General features: G+C 39.1%; 12 protein-coding genes. 4 read left to right on the plus strand and 8 right to left on the minus strand.

Features of this window, described 5'->3' with window-relative positions; translation table 11 throughout:
* Positions 1-15 precede the first annotated feature (15 nt).
* From nrdA to HSM_RS01900, 7 genes are all read right to left on the minus strand, one after another.
* Positions 16-2,286, minus strand: coding sequence for a class 1a ribonucleoside-diphosphate reductase subunit alpha (gene nrdA, locus HSM_RS01870; protein WP_012341222.1), 2,271 nt, complete (start codon positions 2,284-2,286; stop codon positions 16-18).
* A gap of 283 nt (positions 2,287-2,569) precedes the next feature.
* Complete coding sequence (gene dnaJ / locus HSM_RS01875) at positions 2,570-3,691, minus strand: molecular chaperone DnaJ (RefSeq protein WP_012341223.1); 1,122 nt, start codon at positions 3,689-3,691, stop codon at positions 2,570-2,572.
* Between the two features lie 97 nt (positions 3,692-3,788).
* The gene (gene dnaK, locus HSM_RS01880; protein ID WP_012341224.1) at positions 3,789-5,696 is read right to left on the minus strand and encodes a molecular chaperone DnaK; all 1,908 of its coding nucleotides are present in this window, start codon (positions 5,694-5,696) and stop codon (positions 3,789-3,791) included.
* Between the two features lie 178 nt (positions 5,697-5,874).
* On the minus strand, positions 5,875-7,125 hold the full coding sequence (locus HSM_RS01885; RefSeq protein ID WP_178384357.1) for a multifunctional CCA addition/repair protein: 1,251 nt from the start codon (positions 7,123-7,125) through the stop codon (positions 5,875-5,877).
* A 7-nt stretch (positions 7,126-7,132) separates the two neighbouring features.
* A complete protein-coding gene (locus HSM_RS01890) occupies positions 7,133-7,744 on the minus strand; it encodes a TIGR04211 family SH3 domain-containing protein (RefSeq protein WP_012341227.1) in 612 nt (203 codons plus the stop codon).
* A 104-nt stretch (positions 7,745-7,848) separates the two neighbouring features.
* On the minus strand, positions 7,849-9,111 hold the full coding sequence (locus HSM_RS01895) for an inorganic phosphate transporter (protein WP_011609346.1): 1,263 nt from the start codon (positions 9,109-9,111) through the stop codon (positions 7,849-7,851).
* A 26-nt stretch (positions 9,112-9,137) separates the two neighbouring features.
* Positions 9,138-9,818 carry a TIGR00153 family protein gene (locus tag HSM_RS01900; RefSeq protein ID WP_011609345.1) on the minus strand — a complete coding sequence of 227 codons (681 nt, stop codon included), beginning with the start codon at positions 9,816-9,818 and terminating at the stop codon, positions 9,138-9,140.
* A gap of 142 nt (positions 9,819-9,960) precedes the next feature.
* On the opposite strand from HSM_RS01900, the gene HSM_RS01905 reads away from it, so the two are divergent.
* The 4 genes from HSM_RS01905 (at position 9,961) to HSM_RS01920 (ending at position 15,681) form a co-directional block, all read left to right on the plus strand.
* A complete protein-coding gene (locus tag HSM_RS01905) occupies positions 9,961-11,004 on the plus strand; it encodes a CYTH domain-containing protein (RefSeq protein ID WP_012341228.1) in 1,044 nt (347 codons plus the stop codon).
* 9 nt (positions 11,005-11,013) lie between these two features.
* Positions 11,014-12,390: a DNA repair protein RadA gene (radA, locus tag HSM_RS01910; protein ID WP_012341229.1), complete on the plus strand. Its 1,377-nt coding sequence runs from the start codon at positions 11,014-11,016 to the stop codon at positions 12,388-12,390.
* 101 nt (positions 12,391-12,491) lie between these two features.
* Positions 12,492-12,968: a leucine-responsive transcriptional regulator Lrp gene (lrp, locus tag HSM_RS01915; RefSeq protein ID WP_011609342.1), complete on the plus strand. Its 477-nt coding sequence runs from the start codon at positions 12,492-12,494 to the stop codon at positions 12,966-12,968.
* A gap of 1 nt (position 12,969) precedes the next feature.
* Positions 12,970-15,681: an FtsK/SpoIIIE family DNA translocase gene (locus HSM_RS01920; protein WP_012341230.1), complete on the plus strand. Its 2,712-nt coding sequence runs from the start codon at positions 12,970-12,972 to the stop codon at positions 15,679-15,681.
* A gap of 87 nt (positions 15,682-15,768) precedes the next feature.
* Here HSM_RS01920 and HSM_RS01925 read toward each other — a convergent pair whose 3' ends face one another.
* Positions 15,769-25,716 carry a YadA-like family protein gene (locus HSM_RS01925; RefSeq protein WP_012341231.1) on the minus strand — a complete coding sequence of 3,316 codons (9,948 nt, stop codon included), beginning with the start codon at positions 25,714-25,716 and terminating at the stop codon, positions 15,769-15,771.
* Positions 25,717-26,140: the final 424 nt, after the last annotated feature.

The raw sequence follows: 26,140 nt of genomic DNA on the forward strand, positions 1-26,140 counted from the left end.
GATTTTTTGATGTAATTAGATTTTACAAGCTCCTCCTGCACAAGCGTCATCAAGATCTTCTTGCATATCTTCTGCACCATCTCTAGTGTTTTGATAATACAGGGTTTTTAATCCATATTTGTAGGCAGTTAGTAAATCTTTTAATAAAACCTTCATTGGTACTTTACCATCTTCAAAACGTTTTGGATCATAGTTAGTATTCGCTGAAATTGCTTGGTCAATGAATTTTTGCATGATACCAACTAAGTGTAGGTATCCATCATTACTTGGAATATCCCACAGTAACTCATAGTTTTCACCTAAATTCTCATAATCAGGAACAACTTGCTTTAAAATTCCATCTTTTGACGCTTTAATACTAACATGTCCACGGGGAGGCTCAATTCCATTGGTTGCATTAGAAATTTGAGAAGAGGTTTCTGATGGCATTAATGCAGTTAATGTTGAATTACGTAAACCAAATTCTTGAATTTCTTTACGCAAGGCTTCCCAATCGTAATGTAAAGGCTCTTTTGTTAAGTTATCAATATCTTTTTTGTAAGTGTCAATAGGTAAGATCCCTTGTGCATAAGTGGTTTCATGGAAGTATTCGCAAGCACCAATTTCTTTTGCCAAATTCATTGAAGCTTTTAATAAGTAATATTGAATAGCTTCGAAAGTGCGGTGTGTTAAATCATTCGCTGAACCATCGGAGTAACGAACATTATTTTTTGCTAAATAATAAGCATAGTTGATAACACCGATACCAAGAGAGCGACGAGCTAATGAACTGCGTTTTGCTGCAGCAACAGGGTAGTCTTGATAGTCTAATAGGGCATCTAATGCTCTGACTGCAAGATCGGCTAATTCTTCCAACTCGTCTAAATTTTCAAGAGCACCTAAGTTAAATGCAGATAATGTGCAAAGTGCAATTTCACCATTTTCATCATGGAAATGTTGCAACGGTTTGGTTGGCAAGGCAATTTCCAAGCATAAATTAGATTGGCGAATTGGTGCAACCGTAGGATCAAATGGCGAATGTGTGTTGCAATGATCCACATTTTGAATATAAATACGACCGGTTGACGCTCGTTCTTGCATTAATAAAGAAAATAGCTCAACGGCTTTGACACTGCGTTTACGAACAGCGGGATCTTGTTCATATTTGAGATAAAGTGTTTCAAATTTATTTTGGTCAGCAAAAAATGCTTCGTATAACCCTGGAACATCTGATGGGCTAAATAGAGTAATTTCACCCCCTTTAATTAAGCGTTGATACATGAGCTTATTGAGTTGAACTCCATAGTCCATATGGCGAACACGATTGTCTTCAACCCCTCGGTTATTTTTTAATACCAATAAACTTTCAACTTCTAAGTGCCAAATTGGATAATAGACAGTTGCCGCTCCTCCACGAACACCGCCTTGTGAGCAAGATTTTACCGCAGTTTGGAAATGTTTATAGAATGGAATACAACCGGTATGGAATGCTTCTCCATTACGAATCGGACTGCCTAAAGCACGAATAGCACCGGCATTAACTCCAATGCCTGCACGTTGAGAAACGTATTTCACGATGGCTGATGCTGTTGCATTGATTGAGTCAAGACTATCACCGCACTCAATTAGTACACAAGAACTGAACTGACGAGTCGGGGTACGCACACCTGCCATAATTGGCGTAGGCAAAGAGATTTTAAAGGTTGACGTAGCATCATAGAAGCGATGAATGTAGTCCAGACGAGTTTCTTTTGGATATCTTGAAAAGAGACTTGCAGCGACTAACAAATATAAGAATTGTGCAGACTCATAGATTTCACCTGTTACTCTATTTTGTACAAGATATTTTCCTTCCAGTTGTTTCACAGCAGCATAGGAGAATGTCATATCACGCCAGTGATCAAGGAAACCATCCATTTCATCCCATTCTTCACGTGTATAATCTGTTAATAACGCCTGATCATATTTTCCCATCCGCACAAGTTTTTTTACATGATCATAAAGTTTTGGCGGCTCGAAATGTCCATAGGCTTTTTTACGTAAATGGAACACTGCTAAACGAGCAGCTAAATATTGATAGTCAGGACTATCTTTACTGATAAGATCTGCGGCGGCTTTAATAATAGTTTCATGAATATCCGAAGTGCGAATTCCTTCATAAAATTGAATATGCGATTTTAATTCGACTAAGGAAACAGAAACATTTTCCAGTCCTTCTGCCGCCCAAGTAATGACTCTGTGAATTTTATCTAAATCAATAGGTTCTTTGTTTCCGTCACGTTTTGTGACCATCAATGCTTTATTCATAGGATTTCCGAGAGGTTCTGATATGGTTAAAACACAAGATATAGTTATAAATTAAAAACAGGCTACAAGATAATGTGTTGGCTGGAAAATTTCAAGTAATAAATTTCATCTATGATTCTTGACAGAAAATAACTTACTTATAAATAAGTAAAAAATTAAAAAGTAATAAAAACTATTATCAAAAATTGTGCTGCAGATCAAAATTTATATTTTTTGATATGAATAAAATGATCTTTATTCTTTGTGGCAATAAAAAAGCCGTTCAAAGAACAGCTTTCAAGGGTTATTTTCCTAAATTATCAAAGAATTTTTTTACACCATCTAAAAAACCTGAGGATTTAGGGCGTTGGAGCGTTTTACCTTCTAAACTTTCTTCCAATTTTCTTAGTAACTCTTTTTGTTCTTCGTTTAGTTTAATTGGTGTTTCAATAACGATCTCGCAGATTAAATCGCCAGCATAGCCGCGAGAGGTAATGCCTTTTCCTCTTAGACGAAGCAGTTTACCGGTTTGTGTTTCAGCAGGAATTTTAACTTTAAGACGACCGTCTAAAGTTGGAATTTCTACTTCGCCACCTAATGCAGCCATAGTAAAGCTGATAGGGACTTCACAATAAAGATTGTTACCATCACGTTCAAAAATATGGTGTTTTTTTACATGGATAACCACATATAAATCACCGGCAGGTGCACCATTTTCACCCGCTGCACCTTTACCTGCTAAACGTAATTGATTACCTGTATCTACGCCCATTGGAATGGTAACGGTAAGATTTTGGGTTTTATGAACTCTACCTTCACCGTGACAGGTATGACAAGGTTTCTCTATTTTTTTGCCAGTACCGTGACAGTGTGGACAAGTTTGTTCTGTAACAAAGAAACTTTGTTGGCGACGAACACGACCTGCACCATGACAGGTTGGACAAGATTCAATTTTTGAACCCGCTTCCGCACCTGAGCCATGACAAGTTCCACAGTGAACAAGAGTGTTAATTTGAATATCTTTTTTACAGCTTTTTACCGCTTCTTCCAAACTTATTTCAATATCGTAGCGTAAATCCTCACCACGAACAACACGTTGACGAGAACGTCCGCCACCAAAAATATCGCCGAACATATCGCCGAAAATATCACCAAAGTCAGCTCCGCTAAAGCCGCCGAAACCGCCGGCACCACCACCTTGTTCAAAAGCGGCATGACCATATTGGTCATACATTGCCCTTTTCTCTTTATCAGCCAAAACTTCGTATGCTTCATTAATTTCTTTGAATTTTTCTTCGCTTTCTTTATCACCTTTAGTTCGATCTGGGTGATATTTCATCGCAAGGCGTTTGTAAGCACGTTTGATTTCTTTATCATCCGCTCCTTTTTGAACACCTAATATTTCATAATAATCTCGTTTTGCCATGTGTAATCCGGTTAGTTGTTGCGTTATAAACGCTGATAGTCATACGTTGAAAGGGCGTATTACTACGCCCTTGACTCTGATTAGTGAGATATACAGATTATTTATCTTTTACTTCTTCAAATTCAGCATCAACAACATCCTCTCCACCTTTCGTACTTTGAGATTGTTGTGCACCGGCATCAGCTTGTGCTTGTTGTTGACTTGCTTGAAGTAGTTTTTCGGAAACTTGAATTAATGCTTGTACTTTGGCATCAATTTCAGTTTTATCTTCACCTTTTGCCGCAGTTTCAAGTTCATTGACCGCACTTTCAATTGGTGCTTTGTCTTCAGCTGATAATTTCTCTCCAACTTCTGCTAATTGTTTGCGGGTACTATGTACTAAGTGATCCGCTTGGTTACGAGCTTGAACTAACTCTTCAAATTTACGATCCGCTTCCGCATTAGCTTCCGCATCACGAACCATTTGTTGAATTTCTTCATCACTTAAACCTGAAGATGCTTTAATCGTAATTTTTTGTTCTTTACCAGTACCTTTATCTTTTGCTGAAACATGGATAATACCATCTGCATCAATATCAAAGGTTACTTCAATTTGAGGCATACCACGTGGTGCAGGGTTAATACCTTCAAGATTAAATTGACCTAAAGACTTATTGGCAGAGGCTTGTTTACGTTCCCCTTGAAGTACGTGAATAGTCACCGCACTTTGATTATCTTCAGCGGTTGAAAATACTTGCGATTTTTTCGTCGGAATTGTTGTATTTTTCTCAATCAAAGTTGTCATCACGCCGCCCATTGTTTCAATACCGAGTGATAATGGTGTTACGTCTAACAATAAAACATCTTTAACATCACCGGCTAAAACACCGCCTTGTACAGCTGCACCAATAGCAACCGCTTCATCCGGGTTAACGTCTCTGCGAGGCTCTTTACCAAAGAATTCAGCGACTTTCTGTTGTACTAACGGCATACGGGTTTGTCCGCCCACCAAAATGACATCATTGATTTCGGAAACGCTTAAACCTGCATCGGAAAGTGCAACTTTCACAGGCTCCATTGAACGTGCAACTAAATCTTCCACTAACGCTTCTAATTTCGCACGAGTCAATTTAATGTTTAAATGTTTAGGTCCGGTAGCATCAGCAGTGATATAAGGTAAATTGACATCAGTTTGTTGAGCGGAAGAAAGCTCAATTTTTGCTTTTTCACCAGCTTCTTTTAAACGTTGCATTGCAAGTGGATCGTTACGTAAATCTACGCCCTGTTCTTTTTTGAACTCATCAACTAGGTAGTTAATTACACGGTTGTCAAAGTCTTCCCCCCCTAGGTGAGTATCTCCGTTTGTTGCTAAAACTTCAAACGTTTTTTCGCCACCGACTTCATCGATTTCGATAATAGATAAGTCAAATGTACCACCACCCAAGTCATAAACGGCAATTGTTTGGTTGCCTTTACCTTTATCTAAACCATAAGCAAGAGCCGCCGCTGTCGGTTCGTTAATAATACGTTTGACTTCAAGACCGGCAATACGTCCGGCATCTTTTGTTGCTTGGCGTTGTGCGTCATTAAAATAAGCCGGCACTGTGATTACAGCTTCCGTCACTGTTTCACCTAAAAAATCTTCCGCAGTTTTTTTCATTTTTTTCAACACTTCAGCTGAAATTTGCGGAGGTGCCATTTTTTCACCTTTTACCGATACCCAAGCATCGCCGTTATCGGCTTTAGTGATTTCAAAAGGCATAATAGCAACGTCACGTTGTACTTCTTGATCTTCAAAGCGACGACCAATTAAACGTTTGATCGCAAATAATGTATTTTTCGGGTTCGTCACAGCCTGACGTTTCGCTGGTTGTCCTACTAAGGTTTCATTATCATTTGTATAAGCAATAATGGATGGGGTTGTGCGTTCGCCTTCAGCGTTTTCAATGACACGTGGTTTGTCGCCGTCCATTACAGCCACACAAGAGTTTGTTGTTCCTAAGTCAATACCGATAATTTTTCCCATAATATGTTTTCTCCTAGTATCTAGTATAAATTCGTTGACAGTTTCAAGATTGGGATAATGATTGCAATTTCAAGTGCATGGAATGCAAAATTTTGAAAGTGCGGTCATTTTTTGCCTTGTTCCGTAAAATGTGATTGGAAATGAAAAATTCAAGAGGAAAAATGAAATTTTATGTAAATTAAGTTAAATTTTGTTCAATAAATTGCTGTTTTTTTATTTGAATCGCAATTTCTCTCCGACGATCCAGTTCTACTCGAATTGCTTTATGTTGAAAGCCTTCTGAAATAATCTGTTGCACATTAACAGCTAAAGCTGCTTGGTAGAGGCACAACAAAAATTTGTATTGTGGGCAATCGGTATAGTTCATTTCGGTTTGAGTCAGACTATCAGCAAGGCAAACTAACATTAATTCTTCGAAGCGTTTTGGTTTACGCCAGACATCTAACTTATTAAATAACGTTAAGATTGTTTTGGTGTGCAATGCCAAAGCATGATGAATATGAGAATGATATTGGCAAGTTAATTCTGCCAGTTCTTGAACATAGTTAGGGACTTTAAAACGCTGACAGACATTTCTGAGATAAGCAATACTTGTTATTTTATTATCATGAGAATAAGGGGGGATATTGGCGGTTGAGAGAGCTTTTCCCACATCATGACAAAGTGCAGCAAAACGTACCGCACTTTTGTGATAATCCGTTTTTTCGGTTAACAATGTTGTTTGCTTAAGAATGGGCATAGCATGCACAAAATCAGTCATGTCTGAGCGATATTGTATAGAGTCGGAATTAAACACACTAATTTCCGGACATAAAACTTTTAGGGCATCTATTTTTTGTAAGATAGCAAAATAAACTTGTGGATCCTGTTCATGTAGTGCTTTTTCTGTTTCTTGCCACACTCTTTCCGGAGAAAGTTGTCTCAACTCTCCATTATTGGCTATTTTTTTCATTAAGGCTAGCGTATCTGGTGCAATTTTAAAGCCTAATTGATGATAACGGGCGGCAAAGCGAGCTACTCTGAGAACTCGTAAGGGATCTTCTGCAAAAGCCGGCGAAATATGACGTAAAATACCTTTTTTCAAATCGGCAATACCATTGTATGGATCATGATATTGCCCCGCCATATCCTGAGCAATGGCATTAATGGTTAAATCACGACGCATCAGATCTTGTTCTAATGTAATATTAGGGTTGAAATCACAAATAAAACCAGTATAGCCGGTACCTGATTTCCGTTCTGTTCGTGCAAGTGCATATTCTTCTCTTGTTTTAGGATTTAAGAAAACAGGAAAGTCTTTACCAACTTGTTGATAACCCTGAGAGAGTAATTCTTCAGCTGTTGACCCAACCACAAGCCAATCACGATCTTTAATGGGTAAGCCAAGTAATTGATCTCGAACAGCACCGCCAACAAGATAAATTTGCATCATATCGTTAAGACCAACGATTTTGGCGACGGCGTTTCGGAATTAGTAGAGGTAAAATAAGACCAAGCAATAATCCTGCACCTAAAACAGAGCCACCGTAGATAAACCACTGAATAGCGATTTCTCGTTTACCCACATCTAACATCGCTTCTAAATCACGATTTTTATTTTTTGTAATTTCCAATTCCCTATTAAGGAGTGAGTTTTGTTCCAGTAATTTGCTACTTTGTTCTTCTGCTTGTTTGGTACGGCGTTGCATCTCGCTTGTTCGTTGTTTCCAGTCATTGTCAATATTATTGAGCTTTAGAGTTAACTCTTGGATTTGAGCTTTTAATTTTGGATTTTCTTCCCTACTACTTGGAGTACTGGTTAATTCACTTGTTAAAATCCATGCTTCACGATTACGTTTGTCACGAATTAAGGAATATTTATCTTTTTTATCCAGTACGGTAACCGACTCGCCTGCTTGAATAGTTCCCGAAATTTTAAATTGATCTCCTGCACCTCGTCGCATAAACGTTGTGAGATTTTCTTTCACGTATTTTGTTTCGGCATAAGCGTTGGATAAGGAAAATCCTAGTAGAAGAGCGGATACTAAAAGAGAGGTAATTTTTTTCATAATAAATCCAAAAAATAAGGTCAACAAAAAAGTAATAAAAAGTGCGGTAGATTTTACCGCACTTTTTTTTGCTGACAAGTAATGATTTATTTTATCTTTGAGCGTTAATGAAAAATCGCATAAATAATGTAATAAATCACAATAGCAAAGAAAGTACCCGCAGGTAATGTAACAATCCAAGAAGCAACAATATTACGAATAACGGTTAAGTTAATTGCTGCAATACCACGTGCAAAACCAATACCTAAAATAGCACCAACAAGTGTTTGAGTCGTTGATATAGGTAATCCGGTTCCTGATGCTAAGACAACTGTTACAGCAGTAGCAAATTGGGCAGCGAAACCACGACTTGGCGTGAGGTCTGTAATGCCTGTCCCGATCGTTGACATTACTTTATAACCCATAACAATTAAACCTACTCCAATGCCGACAGAGCCAAGAGGCAGGATCCACCAAGCCAGGGTAGTTTTTCCTGCAATCTCACCACCATGTTCTATGATGGAAACAACGGCGGACAAAGGACCAACTGCGTTGGCAACGTCATTTGAACCATGAGCAAAAGCCATTGCACAGGCAGTTAATAGCATTAAAATACTAAATACTTTTTCAACTGCTCCAAAGGTTCCTTTCGTAACATTTTGAATGAAACGTTGGCTACGAAAATAAAAAGAACCAAGAATACCCGCAATAATACTAATGATACCGGATATAATCAGTGTTTCTATGGTAGTTAAATGTAATCCAATATGTTTTAGCCCTTTCGTCATAGTTACAATAGCTAAAATAAGAACGGTCAGTCCCATATAAAAAGGTCCGTATTTTTGGGCATTAGCTAAAGGTTTTGGCGTGTCAAAGATTAACTTTTGTGTACTAAAGAAAATAGCGTAAGCAATAATTCCGGCGAGAATAGGGGTGATAAACCAACTTCCCACAATATTGCGTACAGTTCCCCAATCAACTGCATGTGCACCGACAGTAATACAAGCAAAACCGACAATTGCACCGATAATTGCATGAGTTGTAGAAACCGGCCAACCCATTTTTGAGGCAATTAATAACCAAATCCCCGATGAAAAAAGAGCTGCCATCATACCGAAAACCAAAATTTCCGGAGTATCAGTAAACTGCATTGGATCTATAACGCCGCTTTTAATCGTTTCTGTTACTTCTCCTCCTGCGAGGTAAGCTCCCGCACATTCAAAAAACATCGCAATAAAAATTGCTTGTTTTGCTGTAATAGTACCTGAACCTACTGATGTCCCCATGGCATTTGCTACATCATTAGCACCCACACCAAATGCCATCAAAAAACCGAAAACGGCGGTAATAATAACAAGTATAGTTCCGTATTCTTGTAAAATTTCCATAGTTGATCACTCCTATGTATTTATCGTTATGAACGAGCTAACATTAATTCAATTCGTGAACCCACACGTTGTGCTTGATCAGCTAAAACCCCAATCCATGCTAAAGTTTCATATAAAAACATCACATCAATAGGACTGTACTGATTTTCTATGTTTCGGAGCATCATGCGAAGTTTGATTTGCATATGATCTGTATCATCTTCAATGGCATCCAACTCATGGATTAGGTTATTGACGAGAGTCAGTTCATGTCCTTTAAATCCGGTTTCCAATAACGCATCCATTTCCTCAATCACACGATTTGCTTGAACTGTCGCATCTAAACTACGATAAACATATTTCATAAAATCCTCTTGCATTTCTTGAGGAAAGGTAAATTGGCGACCGAGCATTCTCCCAGCTATATCTTTGGCACAATTCGCTAATTTATCTTGTTGAGTTGTCAACTCTAATAAATCTGTACGATCAATTGGCATAAAAAGACCTAAAGGGAGCTTCAAGCGAATTTCACGTTTCAGTGTGTCGGCTTGACGTTCAAGTTCTGAGAGCTCAGCACGGATCTTTGTGGCATTATGCCAATCTCCGGCAAAGGTACTTTCAAAGAAAGGAATGAGTAGTTTACAACATTCAGTTACTTTATCAGAATGACGCTGTAATGGCGTTAGAGGTGAATGGGCAAATAATCCTAGAATATTATTCATTGCCATATGAATTAAACTCCTTAGTGGATTTGATAAAAAATTCAGGCGCATATTACCTTATGCGAACAGAAAAATATAGAAATTTCATCGAAAAAAATAGGTTTTTAGTAGATAATACAGGCACGCATTTCTTAGTAAGGAAAGGAAAATGACCAAGGAAATAGAGCTTAAATTGAGTGTATCAAATGCCTTTGCTCAATTTTTAAGTCAAGAAATGACAAGTTTTCATGTGTTAAAACAAGAGAAGGTTTTTTTAGGCAATACCTATTATGATACAGCGGACAGTTATTTTGCTCGGCACAAAATGGGCTTGCGTGTTCGTCAATATAATAATGATTTTACTTTAACCTTGAAAACAAACGGTGATGTGCTGGGTGGGTTACATTCTCGCCCTGAATACAATGTATCTCAAGAAAGTGCGGTGCCAAATTTGGCGAAATTAACAGAAATATATGACTTACCGAATTGGCATGAATTTGTCTTACAGCCTATTTTCAGCACTGATTTTGAGCGTTGTTTATGGTTGGTAGAATGCGGGTATGATGTGGAAATTGAAGTGGCTTTAGATCAAGGCTGGATTATTGCAGGAGAAAAATCCGTTCCTATTTGTGAAGTGGAATTTGAATTAAAGCAGGGAAAAACAGAGGATTTGTTAAATTTTGTGGCAAATTTATCTTTAGAAAGTGATGTTCGCTTAAGTTCAGCCAGCAAGGCACAGCGAGGTTACCAATTGGCATTTAATATACAACCTCAAGTTCAGGATTGGATCGCAAAATGGCGTGAGTTTATTGTCTTAGCAACACATGAAAAGATCGCTTATTTAGTAAAATTTGAACAGCAATTAATCGAAGAAAGTGTGATGCTGGGAAAAGATTATTTTGCACAAGAATTTTTGCGTACAGTGGAGCGAATCGGTGCATTTTTTAATCTATATCACTTTTATAGTGAGAACGTAACGTTATTGGAAAATCAAGTAAATCTTCAATTGACGCAAGGCATTACTCATTTGGATCAGAATTTGCTTGCTGATCTTGTTGAACGTAATGCTTATTTATTGTTGCAAATTAAAGACATTATTCGGTGTCATAGTGAAAATAAAAATAATGCACTTGCGATTGAAAAATTATTTGCATTATTTCATAGCGGTCAGTATGTCAAACGTATGTTAGATTTAACGTTTTTAACACTTTAAGGATACAGCATGGCAAAATCACCCAAAACAGCCTACGTGTGTAATGACTGCGGTGCGGAGTTTGCCCGTTGGCAAGGACAGTGTTCTGCATGTAAAGCATGGAATACGATTAGCGAAGTGCGGTTAGTTTCTACAGCAAAAGTGAAAAATGATCGTTTTAGCGGATATGCAGGAGAAACGAAAGCCAAAATTCAAACTTTAGCTGAAATCAGTTTGCAAGAAACGCCTCGTTTTACCAGTGGTTTTAGAGAATTAGATCGTGTATTGGGGGGCGGAATTGTGCCGGGTAGTGCGATTTTAATCGGTGGGCATCCCGGTGCAGGAAAAAGTACCCTACTGTTACAAGTGATGTGCGGACTTGCTCAAAGTATGACCGCACTTTATATCACGGGCGAAGAAAGCCTTCAACAAGTTGCTATGCGAGCTAATCGTTTAGGATTGCCAACGGATCGTTTGCAACTCCTATCTGAAACTTCCATTGAACAAATTTGTCATCTTGCTGATCAACTAAAGCCGCAAATTATCGTTATTGACTCTATTCAGGTAATGCATTTATCTGATATTCAATCTTCCCCCGGAAGTGTAGCTCAAGTGCGTGAATGTGCGGCATTTTTGACCCGTTATGCTAAGACAAGGCAAGTTGCCATTATCATGGTCGGTCATGTAACGAAAGACGGAACGTTGGCAGGACCAAAGGTATTAGAACATGCAATTGATGCATCTTTATTGTTAGAAGGCGAATCCGATTCACGCTATCGCACTTTGCGTAGTCATAAGAATCGTTTTGGTGCGGTGAATGAATTGGGTGTTTTTGCGATGACAGAGCAAGGTTTGAGAGAGGTTAAAAATCCTTCTGCGATTTTTTTAAGTCGTGGTGATGAACAAACGTCAGGAAGTTCCGTGATGGTAGTATGGGAAGGAACTCGTCCTTTATTAGTTGAAATTCAAGCACTTGTTGATCATTCCATGTTAGCCAATCCAAGGCGTGTTGCAGTAGGTTTAGAACATAATCGATTAGCATTGCTTTTAGCGGTATTACATCGTCATGGCGGTTTACAAATGTCCGATCAAGATATTTTTGTTAATGTTGTTGGCGGGGTAAAAGTAACGGAAACCAGTGCCGATCTTGCCTTATTGCTGGCATTAATTTCCAGCTTTCGTAATCGACCTTTGCCACAAGATTTAGTCGTGTTCGGCGAGGTAGGTTTAGCGGGGGAAATTCGCCCTGTACCAAGTGGACAGGAACGTATTAGTGAAGCAGCAAAGCACGGTTTTAAGCGAGCTATTGTTCCCTTTGCAAATAAACCGAAAAGTGCGGTCGAAAATATGCAAGTTTTTACAGTCAAGAAATTAGCGGATGCGTTGGCGATATTAGATAATTTTTAACAAAATTGCCGGATAAAAACGAATAAATATCTAAAAAATAGTGTAAAATTAGACAAAAATAAATATTTTATGCGGAATTTCTATATAAAAAGGGATGAATAATGGAAAAGAAGATTAAATCACTTGATAGTATTGATATAAAAATTCTTAATGAATTACAACGCAACGGAAAAATTTCTAATATTGATTTATCCAAAAAAGTGGGATTATCGCCGACGCCTTGTTTGGAGCGGGTAAAACGTTTAGAACGCCAAGGCATTATTATGGGGTATCGTGCTTTATTAAACCCTGAATTATTGGATTCGCCTTTGTTGGTTATTGTGGAAATTACATTAGTTCGTGGTCGTCCCGACGTGTTTGAGGAATTTAATGTGGCAGTGCAACAATTAGATGAAATTCAGGAATGTCACTTGGTTTCCGGAGATTTTGATTATTTGTTGAAAACTCGTGTAGCGGATATGGCAGCGTATCGCAAATTGCTCGGCACAACTTTATTACGTTTACCGGGGGTAAATGACACCCGGACTTATGTAGTGATGGAAGAAGTTAAACAAACTAATTTTTTACAATTGAAATAAGATGATTAAACGTATTAAACAATTTTTTTTACCGAAAAGGGATTTAGTCGAGTTTTTATTAATTCTCACCGCACTTTGGGGCTTTTATTTGATCGTTGCTTGGTTTAGCTATAGCCCGTTTGATAATTCGTGGGCGATATCTTCTTTTCAAACGGAAACTATTAATAAAGCAGGTGCATTGGGTGCTTGGATGATTGATCTGTTTTTCACGTTTTTTGGCGTGGTAGGTAATATCATACCTTTTGTACTATTTATCGCACCTATTTATTTTTTACATACTAAGCGAACTCAGGGGTTAACTTGGGGAAGATTTTTTCTTCGGATATTGGGTTTTGTGACATTGCTGGTTGGCTTAATGATCTTGGCTACTTTAATGTTGGCAAAAACTGAACATCATTTATCGGGCGGTGTATTAGGTGCTATTTTAATCGTTAAGTTATATCCGCTATTTTCTAACCAATTTCCCTTAATTATTATTGGTAGCATTGCTTCTATAATCGGTTTTATTTTCTGTTCGGGGGCATCTTTATTTTATTTAATGATGAATTGTTACGACTGGCTGACAATGAAAGATAAAGAATCTCTATTGGATACACAATCGAATGGTGCTGATTCAGTTGAACAGGAATTGGAAGAAATTATCATACAATCGCCACCTATAGAACAAAATATCGCCAATGAAGATACTGAAAAACAAGGACTTGAGTTAGTGAATATTAGTAGTTTTATTAATATTCAAGGGTTACCTGATGAACAAGTGGAAGAACAGCAAAATTTAGCAGCTCCGATGTTGATGAAGCAAAATGAAGTGGTTGATATTGCTCAAACACTAGGCGATTTAAAGCAACAAGAATTGCCTATTCCAAGCGTTTCATTGTCAACAGAAAAAAATGAAGCGTTAGCTTTGGAAACAGCAAATATTGCAGAACCGACCGCACTTTCTGCCGTTGAGGAAGCTGACAATCACAATATAAATGAACTTGCCAAACAATTTGCTGAATTTGAGCAACAACGTTTATTGAAAATGGAACAACAGGCAAGAGAAATCGGAGCAGAGGATGCGTTAAAAGTGATTTTAGCTGAAGAAGTTACTGAAGACGTGCCGGCGGTTATGGAAGAAGTTATTGAAGAAAAAGAACTCAGTCAAAGTGCGGTTAATTATAAGACTTATGGCGATAGTTTGATTCACCCCGCATTACAGCAGAAAGTGACTGTTCAGGAAAAACCGACAACACCATTGCCAAGTTTAGATTTACTTGAACGCCGAACGATCCAAACTTATAACATTACCCAAGAGGAAATTTTAGAAACATCTCAACGTATTATGCAACAGTTACGTAATTTTAATGTAAAAGCGGAAGTGCGTGATGTACTCGTTGGTCCTGTGGTAACACGTTATGAATTAGAATTACAGCCGGGAGTAAAAGCTTCAAAAGTGACAAGTATTGATACTGATTTGGCAAGGGCTTTAATGTTTCGTTCAATTCGTATTGCCGAAGTGATTCCGGGAAAACCTTATATTGGAATTGAAACACCGAATATACAGCGTCAAATTGTACCTTTGCGTGATGTATTGGATACGGATGAGTTTCGGCAATCAAATTATTTATTACCAATGGCGTTAGGCAAGGATATTAGCGGTAAGCCTGTGATTGTAGATTTAGCGAAAATGCCACATTTATTAGTTGCAGGATCTACCGGTTCGGGTAAGTCTGTCGGTGTGAATACCATGATTTTAAGTTTACTTTTCCGTGTTAAACCGGAAGAGGTTAAATTTATTATGATTGATCCTAAAGTAGTGGAATTATCTGTCTATAACGGCATTCCTCATTTACTTACGGAGGTTGTTACGGATATGAAAAAAGCAGCTAATGCCTTGCGTTGGTGTGTTGACGAAATGGAACGTCGCTACCAATTGTTATCAGCCTTAAGAGTGCGTAATATTGAAGGATATAACGAAAAAATTACAGAATATGAAGCGTTAAATATGCCAATTCCAAATCCACTTTGGAGACCGGGTGATACGATGGACACTTTACCCCCACCATTGGAAAAATTAAGTTATATCGTACTTATTGTTGATGAATTTGCAGACTTAATGATGGTTGCGGGTAAACAGGTTGAAGAACTTATTGCTCGTCTAGCACAAAAAGCACGAGCTATTGGTATTCATCTGATTTTGGCTACACAACGTCCATCAGTAGATGTGATTACTGGTTTAATTAAAGCCAATATTCCAAGTCGTATTGCTTTTACTGTAGCGAGTAAAATTGATTCAAGAACCATTTTGGATCAAGGTGGTGCAGAGGCATTATTAGGACGTGGTGATATGCTGTATTCTGCACAAGGATCATCTGAGTTGTTACGTGTACATGGTGCTTTTATGAGCGATGATGAAGTTGTACGTGTTGCTGATGATTGGCGTGCTAGAGGCAAACCGAGTTATATTGAAGGTATTTTGGACAGTGTGAATGACGAAAGTAATGATAATGAAACTGACTATGACAGCAATGGTGATCTGGATGATCTATTTGATGAAGTTGTGGAATTTGTCATAAACACCGGCATCACATCGGCATCTTCAGTTCAACGTCGTTTCCGTGTTGGATTTAATCGAGCTGCTCGTATCATGGATCAACTGGAAGAACAAGGTATCGTTTCTCCGCTACAAAATGGTAAGCGGGAAGTATTAGCGAGGAAAGGGGATTACTAAATTAACATTGCGATATAATTTGTGCAAAAAACCACCGCACTTAATTAGTGCGGTGGTTTTTTCTTTGGGTGTAGCAAGTTGGCTAAATTACCACTGATACCCCACACCAACCGAACCGCCGACATCGCCCGTTGAACTGCGAGTACCTTGCAATCGTAGCGTTATTTTACCATTATCACTTACTCGTGAATAACCTAACGCCAGTGCATTTTGTCCTTTAAATGTTCCGGCAGATGCCGCAAACATGGATTTACCCGGCACAGAAGACATCGGCAACCCAGCCGCCGCCAACGCTCCTGCAATTCCTGCACGTAAATTTCGGTCAGTAGTATTCAATTGTGTCCGCAGTTCATTGTCTTTGGTGTCCACATAGTTTTTATTAGCAATTGCCATACCTGAACTGGAAGTGTTCAAATCGGAAACCAATGCTTCACCTTTGGCATTTATGCTGATTACCGATTTTTCACCCAGTCTTAACGCACGAGACTTGCCGTCTAAATTCAGTCCTAACTTATCATTTTCATAGAACGCCAAGCGATTTTCGTTTAATTGGGATCGCTCTTTTGTACTTGTGTTTTCCACATTCAACCCATTGCTATCCAAGCGAGATTTTTTGCCATTGATTTCACGGGTTTCAAAAGAGGTCATGTTTTTCAATTGGTCGGACAGTTTGACTTCTAAGCCTTTACCGTCTTGAGACATTTCCACTTTGATATTACCGGCAGCGGTGCGGTCGCTGTTAAATTTATTGCCATTCGCACCTTCTTCACCTTTAATCGCCAAAGTACCGCTTAATGCTGTGCGAATTTCCATGTCATCATTGCCTTTAAATTTCAAGCCCGATTTCGCCACCGCCTGCAAATCACCGATTGTTGCCACGTTGGTTAACTCTGCGGAACTATCAGGTTTCACTAACTCTACAACTTTCTCATAGCCTTTGTAATTTTGTTCATAGGCTTCCTCCGCTTTTGTTAAGCCTGTTTGAGCTTCTTTTAAATCATTTCTTGCTTGTTCAAGTGCTTTTTTCGCTTCATCAAGTTTCATTTGATTTTCTTTGAGCTTGGCTTCTGCTTGTGTTTTATCATTGCCTTCTGGCAACGCATTTATTGCTTGTTCTAAGCTACTTACCGCTAATGCTAAATCCGTGAAAGTTTGTGCTTTGTCCGAAAGTGCTTTAGCTTCCTTGCTCACTGCTTTCACTTTTTCCTCAACAGCTTTGGTGAGTTCAGCCGATTTTTCTTGAGTCTTTTTCTTCTCTTCTTCGGTTTGTGCTTCTAGCCCAAGACCACTCGCCACATTGCTAATCCCAATAGGTGCGGTGCTTGGTTCGGCTTTGATCACGACTTGTTTCTTCTCTTCCTCAGAAATATCTTGAAGTGTGCCGTCTTTTAATTTTTTGAAACTACCATCTGCCCCTTTCACGACTTTTTCATTGCCTAGATAAAAATCAAATGGACGGTTATTGTTCAGATTTTTAACCTGTTCATCGACATAGTTTTTATTTACCGCACTAGTGCCGTCAGCTCCATTTTCTAAATCTTTTAGACCGGTGATTTTTCCTGAGCCGATTTTTTTACCGTCAGTCTCTTTTGTCGAGAACGTAATAGACGGTTCTTGACCTTTCTCAAACGATTCTAGACTGTCTTTATTTACCGGTTTTGCCCCTGCTTTAATAGTGATTGATGCTGTATCAGCAAATGGATTTGCTCCATTTGCTCCGCCTGTGTTATTCGCCCCTTGTGGCATAAGTGCAATACCCTCTTTATTGATATTCACTTTCGCACCCGTTGTGCCAACTTGGAATGTGGCATTTTCTGAAGTTAAAGAAAGTTTGGTGACTTCTTCATTTGAACCAGCACCATTTCCGCCCGCACTTCCTTTAGGTGAAGAGATAGATTTTATATTTTCTAACGTGTCAGTCGTCGCTATAGTAACAACAGCCGTAGTAGGTGCGGTTGGTGTACCAGTCGTTGTTGTACTCGTGGTTGGTGTTGTAGTTGTGCTACTTGCCGAAGCAGACGGCGGTGCAGCTGCTGGAGCAGGCGACGGTGCTGGAGCAGCTGGTGTTGGAGCCGGTGCAGAAGCAGAAGCACTCGAACTTGGCTGTGTTGCACTGCCATTTCCATTTGCTACAGTAACTTGGATATTCTGTCCGTTCGTAAACTTCAAAGTGTCGCCACGACCGATTTCGATAGGCTTACCACTACCATTTTCAACCTTGAACTTAAATTTATTTAACGCTTGTTCAAGGTATCCTTTGGTAATGAGGTCATTTTCACCAACTGTACTTCCGCTTGCACCACTTCCGCTACCTGTGCCATTCTCATACATTTGTTTTTGAGAAAGCGTAACCTTTTCAAATATCGGTGCATTTTTAAAGCCGATTTCGATTTTGGCGTTGCCGTTAGTTTCTCTCGTGTATTGAGTGATTAAATTATCACCTTTAAACTCAGCAATATTTGGTTGTGATGAAGTCCCCGCCGGAGCTGGTGTAGCAGACGAACCAGCCTGATTCATACCTAAACGCACAATGCTAAGGGTCGAACCAAGATAGTGCGGTGTGTTTTGAGTGCCATTTGTTACCGCACTTTGATCCGCACTGAACATCAAGCCCTTGTTAATAGCCGTAATGCTTTCATTAATAGCTTCTCTAAAGGTTGTTGGGGCTTTTGCTTGTTCTTGCTGTTGTCCTTGCTGTGTTCCTTGCGAGGCTCTCTTATACTCAACTTTTGCAAAAGTTGATTGTTTAAAGCCATCATCTGTATCATGTTTCTCTGCACCAAGTACATCAAAACCTAATTTACCAAAAATGCTAATCACTTCCGCAAGCTGTCCGCCGTTGATGGCATCGGTTGAGCCTGTTTCGACTTTACCTGCGGCAACGTTGGTGATAATCCGCTCGCTACCCTTATCCCCTACACTGACTACGGTTTTGTCTTTTGCCATATCAGAAGACGTTCCTGCACTTGCCCAAGTGATTTTTAAGCTATTTTTACCAGCAAAAACCTCTGCACCACTCGGTGCATTTTTCTTGTCGCTAGCTTTTGAATTTTTACCCAATGCCACAGAATCGCCAGCATTTTCTTCAACTGTCGCACCCTCACCAATGGCGACCGCACCTGTGGCGTTTTGCTTAACATTCGCACCTTTACCGAGTACCACCGCACTTTGTGCTTTGGACTCTGCTTCTCTACCAATCACCACGGAATTACTTGCACTTTCTGCTTTGGCACTGTTACCGAATACGAGTACGCTATCATTACCACTACCTGAAACCGTAATATTCGACCCCAAGGCAACAATGTCATTACCACCCGTAATGCTATTGTTATTACCGATAGACACTGCCCATTCGGCATTGGTGATTTTCGTATCCCTACCCACACCGATGGATTGTTTGGCATTTTGTAAAGTTACTGTATTTCCTATAGCGATGACAGAATCGTTACTCTTACCATTATTTTTTGAAATGGTAATATTCGACCCCAAGGCAACAATATCATTTCCGCCTGAAACGTTGTTTTTATTACCGATGGAAATTGCCCATTCGGCGTTTTGTAAATTACCTTTATCACTATCTTTAGTCGCTGAAATCGCAATGGAGTTTTTAGCACCTGTACCCACTACCGTGCCGTGTCCTATCGCTACGCCATATTCCGATTTCACCTCCGCACCGCTACCCAATGCGACCGCACCTATGGCTCCCATATCTGTTTTAGTGTTTACACCGATAGCAATTGATTTATCGCCTTTTGCACCGTCATTATTGTAATTGTCGGTTCTAGTACCAGTGCTGGTATTACTAGTTCCATTTTTCACCGACAAATAATGCAATTGTGAAGCGGTTAATTGTTTGACTGTAACAGCATCGCCATCACTCTTTCCATCTGCCAAGCCTGTAATTGTAACTTTGTTACCATCTGCTTTGGTAAAAGTTAATTCACTTCCACCGACTTTTAATACCGCTGAGTTTCCACCACTTGAACCGCTTGCACCATTTGCAAACGTTAAAACATTATCCCCATCTTTCCCAATAGAGGTAATGTCCTTCAAATTCGTGTTCAAAGCGATTTCAAGTATTCCACCATCTTTTGCCGTTGTAGTAATGTTTTGATGTTTGGCTACACCCGCACCTTGGGCAGGTGTTTGTGCGGTGCTTTCCGCCCCCTTAATTGTCAAGGTTGAACCAAGATAGAGTTGCTTCGCTTCGTTGTTGCTTCCAGCACTTTTATCGCCCTTGAATTTTAAGCCCTTGTTGATGGTTTCAATGCTTTTCTCAATCGCTTGTTTAAAAGTTGTTGGTGCTGGAGATGTCTCACTTCCATCTTTATCTTTCAACTTGGTAAATGTGGTTGCTTTGAATTGTTTTGTACCGCTATCCACTTCCGCACCTAATACTGTAACGCCTAATTTACCAAATGTTTCAATCACGCTATACACCTGTCCGCCGTTAATCGCATCGGTTGAGTTAGGCATTACACTTCCAGCAGCAACATGTTTAATTATGCGTTCATTGCCTTGACTACCCACACTGACAACTTCTTTATCCGCCCCTGCTCCTGCATTGTTCCAGTCAAATTTCAAACTTGCTGAACCCACATTAATATCTGCACTGGTCGCAGCGGTAGTTTTCCCTTCCCATGTAGAATTTTTACCCAACGCAAAGGAATTATCGCCGTTGGTAGACCCATTGCCGACATTGATTATCGCTAATTTATTGGTTACTTTATCCGTCAAAGAAAATGTAATTTCTTTACCGCTACCATTTGAAGAAGCCTTGCTGGTCAAATACGTTCCCTCGCCCTTAATCGTGATTTTATCGCCGAGTGAGGCTTTAACGTCAGTGCCAGTATTCCCTGCAAAGGTCAAGCCTTTTTGAACAATCGCTTTAGCGACTTCGGACAGGTCTTTCACATTGACGGCGTTGTTGGCAATTGTCGTGCTACTGCCACCGCTGTTTGTGCTATCAAGAGTTCCAGCAAGGACTTTGTCGATAATGTCAGCATTTCCGTTTCCGCTACTTCCACCAGCACCATTTAACTCTAAACCGCTCGCTAAGTTAGTGAGTTTTTTGCTATTTAAATCTAAACCGCTGTCACTAAAGGTATAGCTTGCTTTATTGGTACCCACTTTAATGGAGGCACCTGCATTGTCTACGACAATGCTTGAACCGTCTTTCGTGCTTTCTAAGGTAGCTTTACCGTCCTCAAGTTTCAACGCACCTTTGCCATCTGCTTTATTAATTTCAGACACGCCACTGAATTTACCATCGGCTAGGGTAACCTCTGAACTACCTGCCTTGAAAGTAATTTTGTTATCACTTCCATTACTTCCACCCAAAGCAATTTTCGCCTTCTCGCCATTGGCAATAGACGCAATACCTGTTAAGTTTTTAGACAATTTAATTTCTAGGGTATCTGCTTTGCCATTTGTACCGTTTTTCTTCGCCACGATAATATTATCAGGTGCGGTTGTAATTTGAGTTGTTGCAGTTGTTCCTGCTGCTGAAATTGCTGTTTCTCCAACTATTTTCAACGTCTCTCCCAGTTTTCTGGTAACATCTTGATTGTCATTTCCTTGGAACTTCAAGCCTTTTTCCACAAGGGCTTTCGCCACTTCGGATAAGTCTTTTACATTGATGGCATTGTTGGAAATTTTGTTGCCGTTGTTATTACCTTTATCAGGATCGCCAGCAAGAACGTTGGCAATAACTGTACTATTATTTCCGGCACTTCCACCACTACCGCTAGTATCTGTCAATCCTAAACCGCTCGCAAGTGCGGTAATTTGTTTATTACCGACATGGAATCCTTTTGGATCAAAGGTATATTTTGCCCCATTTGAGAGAATGACAACATTGGTATTCGCATTGTTGCCTTTACCATTTTCATTAAACTTAATTTCAGTTTTTACTTTAACGTTTCCGCTACCGCCATTGGCGACTTCTTTGCCAGCAATCGAAGTAATATTAGTTAATGCCTCATTGACATTAAACTTAACAACACCGTTACTTTCCACTACAGCGGTGGTGTTTGTGCCATTTTTAAAATTCAAACCCTCGCTTAATTTGACGGTATAATCACCCGAACTATTCGCCTTGTATTTAATGACTTGGTCGGTAATTTTTCCCTCTATATTGGTTTTTATGGTTGCAATATATTGCTCGTTTTTATCCGCTTTAGTAGCCGTTTCATTAATTTTTTGCGTGATTTTCTCATCTAGCCCAATTTTGATCGTATCGTTACTCTCAACAGAGGTTTTAATTTGATTAGCAGTGCCTTTCACTTTCAATTTGCCATCTTTTAATGAAATTTTCTTTTCACCACCACTGTCTGTTTCAAATTTTAAGTCTGAGCTGAAATTTTTAAATTGATCATCTACATATTTTTTAGTGGTCAAAGTCATTTCAGGACTTTTATCAGTAACATTTTCAGTTACTGTGACTTTTTCAAAACGTGGATCTTTTTTAATTCCAATTCGGAATACTCCTTGATCCTTACCGTAATTCGTCTTAATGTTGTCGCTGGCAAAATCACCGCCGTCAATAACACCGGATTGTATTGTTATTTTTTCTCCAAAATATCTTGTACCTTCAGTTGTTCCATCACTAAAAATAAAACCTTTATTAATTTTAGCAATATTATCATCTATCGCTTGTTTAAATGTTTTTGCTGTAGCTGGTGTTGAAGCAGTGGCTCCGTTAGAACCTATTAATTGATTGAATGTTGATTTCGTAAATCCACCTGAATTTACTGTCGCACCCAATACAGTTGTTGCTAACTCTTTTAATTGTCCAAAGTTGGCAGCATCGGTGTCGGCTGTTCCTTTTGCTAACTGGGTAATTTTTTTGTTGCCTAAGTCCAAGCCATCTCTTTTTAATGTTATCGTTGAACCGCTTTTTGACGAGAGTTTAAGACCATCACTGTTCGTAAAGTCAATTTTATTGCCACTATTGCCATTTTTACCGGCAATAGAAGAAATACCTGTTAAAGTGTCTTTAAGCGATATGGTAACCGCACTACCGCTAGCGTTTGTCTTGATATTGCCATTATCTCCTTTAATATCCAGTTTGCTAGTTACTTTAAAGGTTCCGTTATCCCCATTTACATTAAAACTGGTAGCAACATTTTTGAATTTATCATCAACGTATTTTTTGTTGACGGCATGCTTGTCATCTGTAGGGTTACCGGTAAGTTTTACAGTCTTAAATTCAGGATCATCTTTTAAGCCGATAGTGAATGTCGGTTTTGAATTATCATTTTTAAATTCTGTTTTTAGGTTTTTACCTAGATGTGTTTTTGAATTGCCTGATTGAATATCTCCAGCTTTAATTACAATAGTTGAACCCAAATAAAAAGGTGTAGTTGGCTGATTCGTTCCATCACTAAATTTATATCCTTGATTTATAGCCTTAATCGTTTCGTCCAATGCATCCTTAAATGTATGTGTTGCACCTTTCTTACTTTCTGGTGTACTAATATATTCTACGGCAGTAAAATTAGGGGTAGTAAATTTTGTTTTATCAGTGTTAACACTCAACCCTAAGATACTACCACCAAGCTGATTCAGCTGATTCCCCGTAATCGCTTGATCGGAGTTTGGTTCAATTTTGCCGTCTTTTAAATTGCCGAATTGGATTTTGTTACCAAGATCTTTTGTTCCTATTTTTTCATCGAAGCCTTTTGCTCCGACTAATACTTTGTCCTCGGAAATTGCCGGAGAATTTGCTAACGGTTCGCCGGTTCGGGTATCGACTTTGTAGAATTTGTTGTCGCCAGCCGATTTTACCAGCTTCACTTTCTTGCCGTTTTCTTCGGTGTAGTAAACAACAAGTCCTTCTTTTTTAACATAATATAACGCTCTTAGTTGTCCTACAGTGGCGACATCACTATCCAATGCCCCCGGTGCGACATTCACTATTCTACGCAATCCAACATGATTTTTATTTCCTTTAGATGAACCGGGACCGCCCTTTGCATCTTTTGTCGTATCCCAACCCCCAACGGAAATAACCCCTGCCGATGTATCCGTTTCAATTCTATAACTGGAACCTTCCGGTACATATCCTTCTAAACTGGAGGCATTGTAGGCATTTTTTTCATTTAAACTGGCTGTTGTTTTATCTGAACCAGTATAAAAGTAATTCGTCGTTGATCTATATCCTAAAGCGACTGAATTTTCGGATGATGAGCTTGAATTATTCCCCAATGCGACTGAGTTTTTAGCATTTTCATTAATCTTAGAATCATTTCCCAGTGCCATAGATGATTCTGAAAAAGCAGATGAACCATATCCTATGGCAATTGAATTATCTTTCTTAACCCCAACTCCGGAGCCTATCCCAATTGAACCAGCTCCTAATATTGTTGTACCGGTTCCGATAGCAACCGAGTTTTCTTTATGTACGTTTGTTCCAATACCTATGGCTATTGTATTGGTTGCATATTTCCCAACATTATTTAACGCCCCTAAGACGACCGAATTAGCTCCCCTGACATAAGAGGCACTACCTATGGCTATGGTATTATCTCCATTATTTGAAATGTGATAACCCAAGGATATTGCATGATTTCCTTGTTGTCTCGTTTTCTTTATGTCTTCTGTTGTGGTGATTTCTACCTTACTTTCTTTTTCATATTCAAATTTATTTGCTTTTTCAAGTTTAGTTATCAACTCGCTTACTTTATTATTCCCATTAAAATGATTGGCAGGAAATCCATACTTAACAATTTCATTGTTATCTCCCACTTTAAGATCATTAATATCAGTAGTTACAGTTTTAAAATGAGGATCTTGATTTTCATTGACAGTACCAAGCTTGGTTTCTTGCATAATTTGAGTTCTGAATTTCTCAGCTGACATATCAGTTAATTTTGCATTCGACGATACATTAGGACCTATCGCTATTGAACCCATTCCCACTGCTTTTGCTCCGGAACCAAAGGATAATGATCCTTCTGCGGTTGATTCAGCCGCATTTCCTATGGCATAAGAATTTTTCGCAAAAACCCTTGATGAGTCTCCTATTGCTGTTGCTCCGTCAGCCCCTAAACCGACAAACGCACGAACACCGACCGCCGTTGATCTATCAGCTAATGCAAATGATAATGTCCCCATAGCCAGTGAAGCATTTCCATATCCAACTGATCTTGACCCTATTGCGATTGCCCCCACTCCGGCTGCATAGGTTGGGGAATACATTCTATGGTCTTTTCCGTCATCTGCTTTAACATATTTTTTGTAAAAATCATTCCAATTTAATATACTGTTATACGTAACGTTACTAGATGCTCTACTTCCACTATATCCATAAATTTGTTTGATTGTCGCTTCAGGTAATCTATCTGCAAATCCGCCTTCACCGGCTTTAAGATTTGGTTCTCCATAGTTAACTTTGTTCCCATTTTCAAATATATCATCTCCTCCTATTGCGATAGATGCCCCACCAGCCGCCATGACGTCCGCACCTAAGGCTGTCCCTTGTGCTACTGCATAAACATTATTCCCTATTGCTGTTGCTTGTGCACCTTGAGCCTTACTTTCAGCTCCTAATGCAGTTCCATTGGTTCCTGCTACTATAGATTCGTATCCTACGGCTGTTGCTCCATCTCGAAGTGCTTGAGCTCCGTATCCTACAGCAACCAGTCCTTCTCCTGTTGCTTTAGTTTTATCTCCTGCTCCTATTACTACAACTTTTTCCAACTTGGTGTTTTGTCCATTTACTTTATGTAGATTTTCTTTCCCTAACACAATATTACCATTATTATTTTTTTCTCCATATTCATTTTGCCAATTTGCTATACCTACAGTTCCTTTACTGCTATCAATAGCTAACCAAGCAGCATTTGATATAGTACTCACCCCAAAAAATCCCGCAATTACCAACACCAACGGTAAAACCTTAAACGTTCGTAAAACCCCACCGCACTTTGGTTTCTCCGAACTGCTCGCCACGTGGCGGTTGCTTGCCAACTCTGAAACGGCTTTACATTGACCTGTTGTAATATCGTATTTGGTTTTAAATATTTTGTTCATAGAATTACTCGCTTTAAAAATTATCTTTGAATGACTTGTTAAATGGTTATTGATCGAATCTGTTATTGATTGTTTATTTATTATCTCTTACTGATTATTTATTAAACTTTAGAGAGAGGGGATAACCCTAAATAGGCAATACCTTGCTTTTTAAGGCATAGCAGAAAAAGGCGAATGATATTTTCGCCGAGGGTTTTAAAAGGGGAAATTTTGGTATGACGAGAAGTTAAAAATTTTTTAAAATTTATTTTGCAAGGTTTATAAAAAGGCGTTAGCCTAGGCTGTAGGCTGTAGGCTGTAGGCTGTAGGCTGTAGGCTGTAGGCTGTAGGCTGTAGGCTGTAGGCTGTAGGCTGTAGGCTGTAGGCTGTAGGCTGTAGGCTGTAGGCTGTAGGCTGTAGGCTGTAGGCTCATATTGTTTTCGTC

The organism is Histophilus somni 2336, from assembly GCF_000019405.1.
Classification (GTDB): Bacteria; Pseudomonadota; Gammaproteobacteria; order Enterobacterales; family Pasteurellaceae; genus Histophilus; species Histophilus somni.

Excerpts from the sequence above, each read along its gene's own strand:
- radA (WP_012341229.1), top strand. The coding sequence starts at position 11,014 with ATGGCAAAATCACCCAAAACAGCCTACGTGTGTAATGACTGCGGTGCG.
- HSM_RS01885 (WP_178384357.1), bottom strand. The coding sequence starts at position 7,125 with ATGCAAATTTATCTTGTTGGCGGTGCTGTTCGAGATCAATTACTTGGC.
- HSM_RS01890 (WP_012341227.1), bottom strand. The coding sequence starts at position 7,744 with ATGAAAAAAATTACCTCTCTTTTAGTATCCGCTCTTCTACTAGGATTT.
- HSM_RS01925 (WP_012341231.1), bottom strand. The coding sequence starts at position 25,716 with ATGAACAAAATATTTAAAACCAAATACGATATTACAACAGGTCAATGT.
- lrp (WP_011609342.1), top strand. The coding sequence starts at position 12,492 with ATGGAAAAGAAGATTAAATCACTTGATAGTATTGATATAAAAATTCTT.
- HSM_RS01905 (WP_012341228.1), top strand. The coding sequence starts at position 9,961 with ATGACCAAGGAAATAGAGCTTAAATTGAGTGTATCAAATGCCTTTGCT.
- nrdA (WP_012341222.1), bottom strand. The coding sequence starts at position 2,286 with ATGAATAAAGCATTGATGGTCACAAAACGTGACGGAAACAAAGAACCT.
- HSM_RS01900 (WP_011609345.1), bottom strand. The coding sequence starts at position 9,818 with ATGGCAATGAATAATATTCTAGGATTATTTGCCCATTCACCTCTAACG.
- dnaK (WP_012341224.1), bottom strand. The coding sequence starts at position 5,696 with ATGGGAAAAATTATCGGTATTGACTTAGGAACAACAAACTCTTGTGTG.
- HSM_RS01920 (WP_012341230.1), top strand. The coding sequence starts at position 12,970 with ATGATTAAACGTATTAAACAATTTTTTTTACCGAAAAGGGATTTAGTC.
- HSM_RS01895 (WP_011609346.1), bottom strand. The coding sequence starts at position 9,111 with ATGGAAATTTTACAAGAATACGGAACTATACTTGTTATTATTACCGCC.
- dnaJ (WP_012341223.1), bottom strand. The coding sequence starts at position 3,691 with ATGGCAAAACGAGATTATTATGAAATATTAGGTGTTCAAAAAGGAGCG.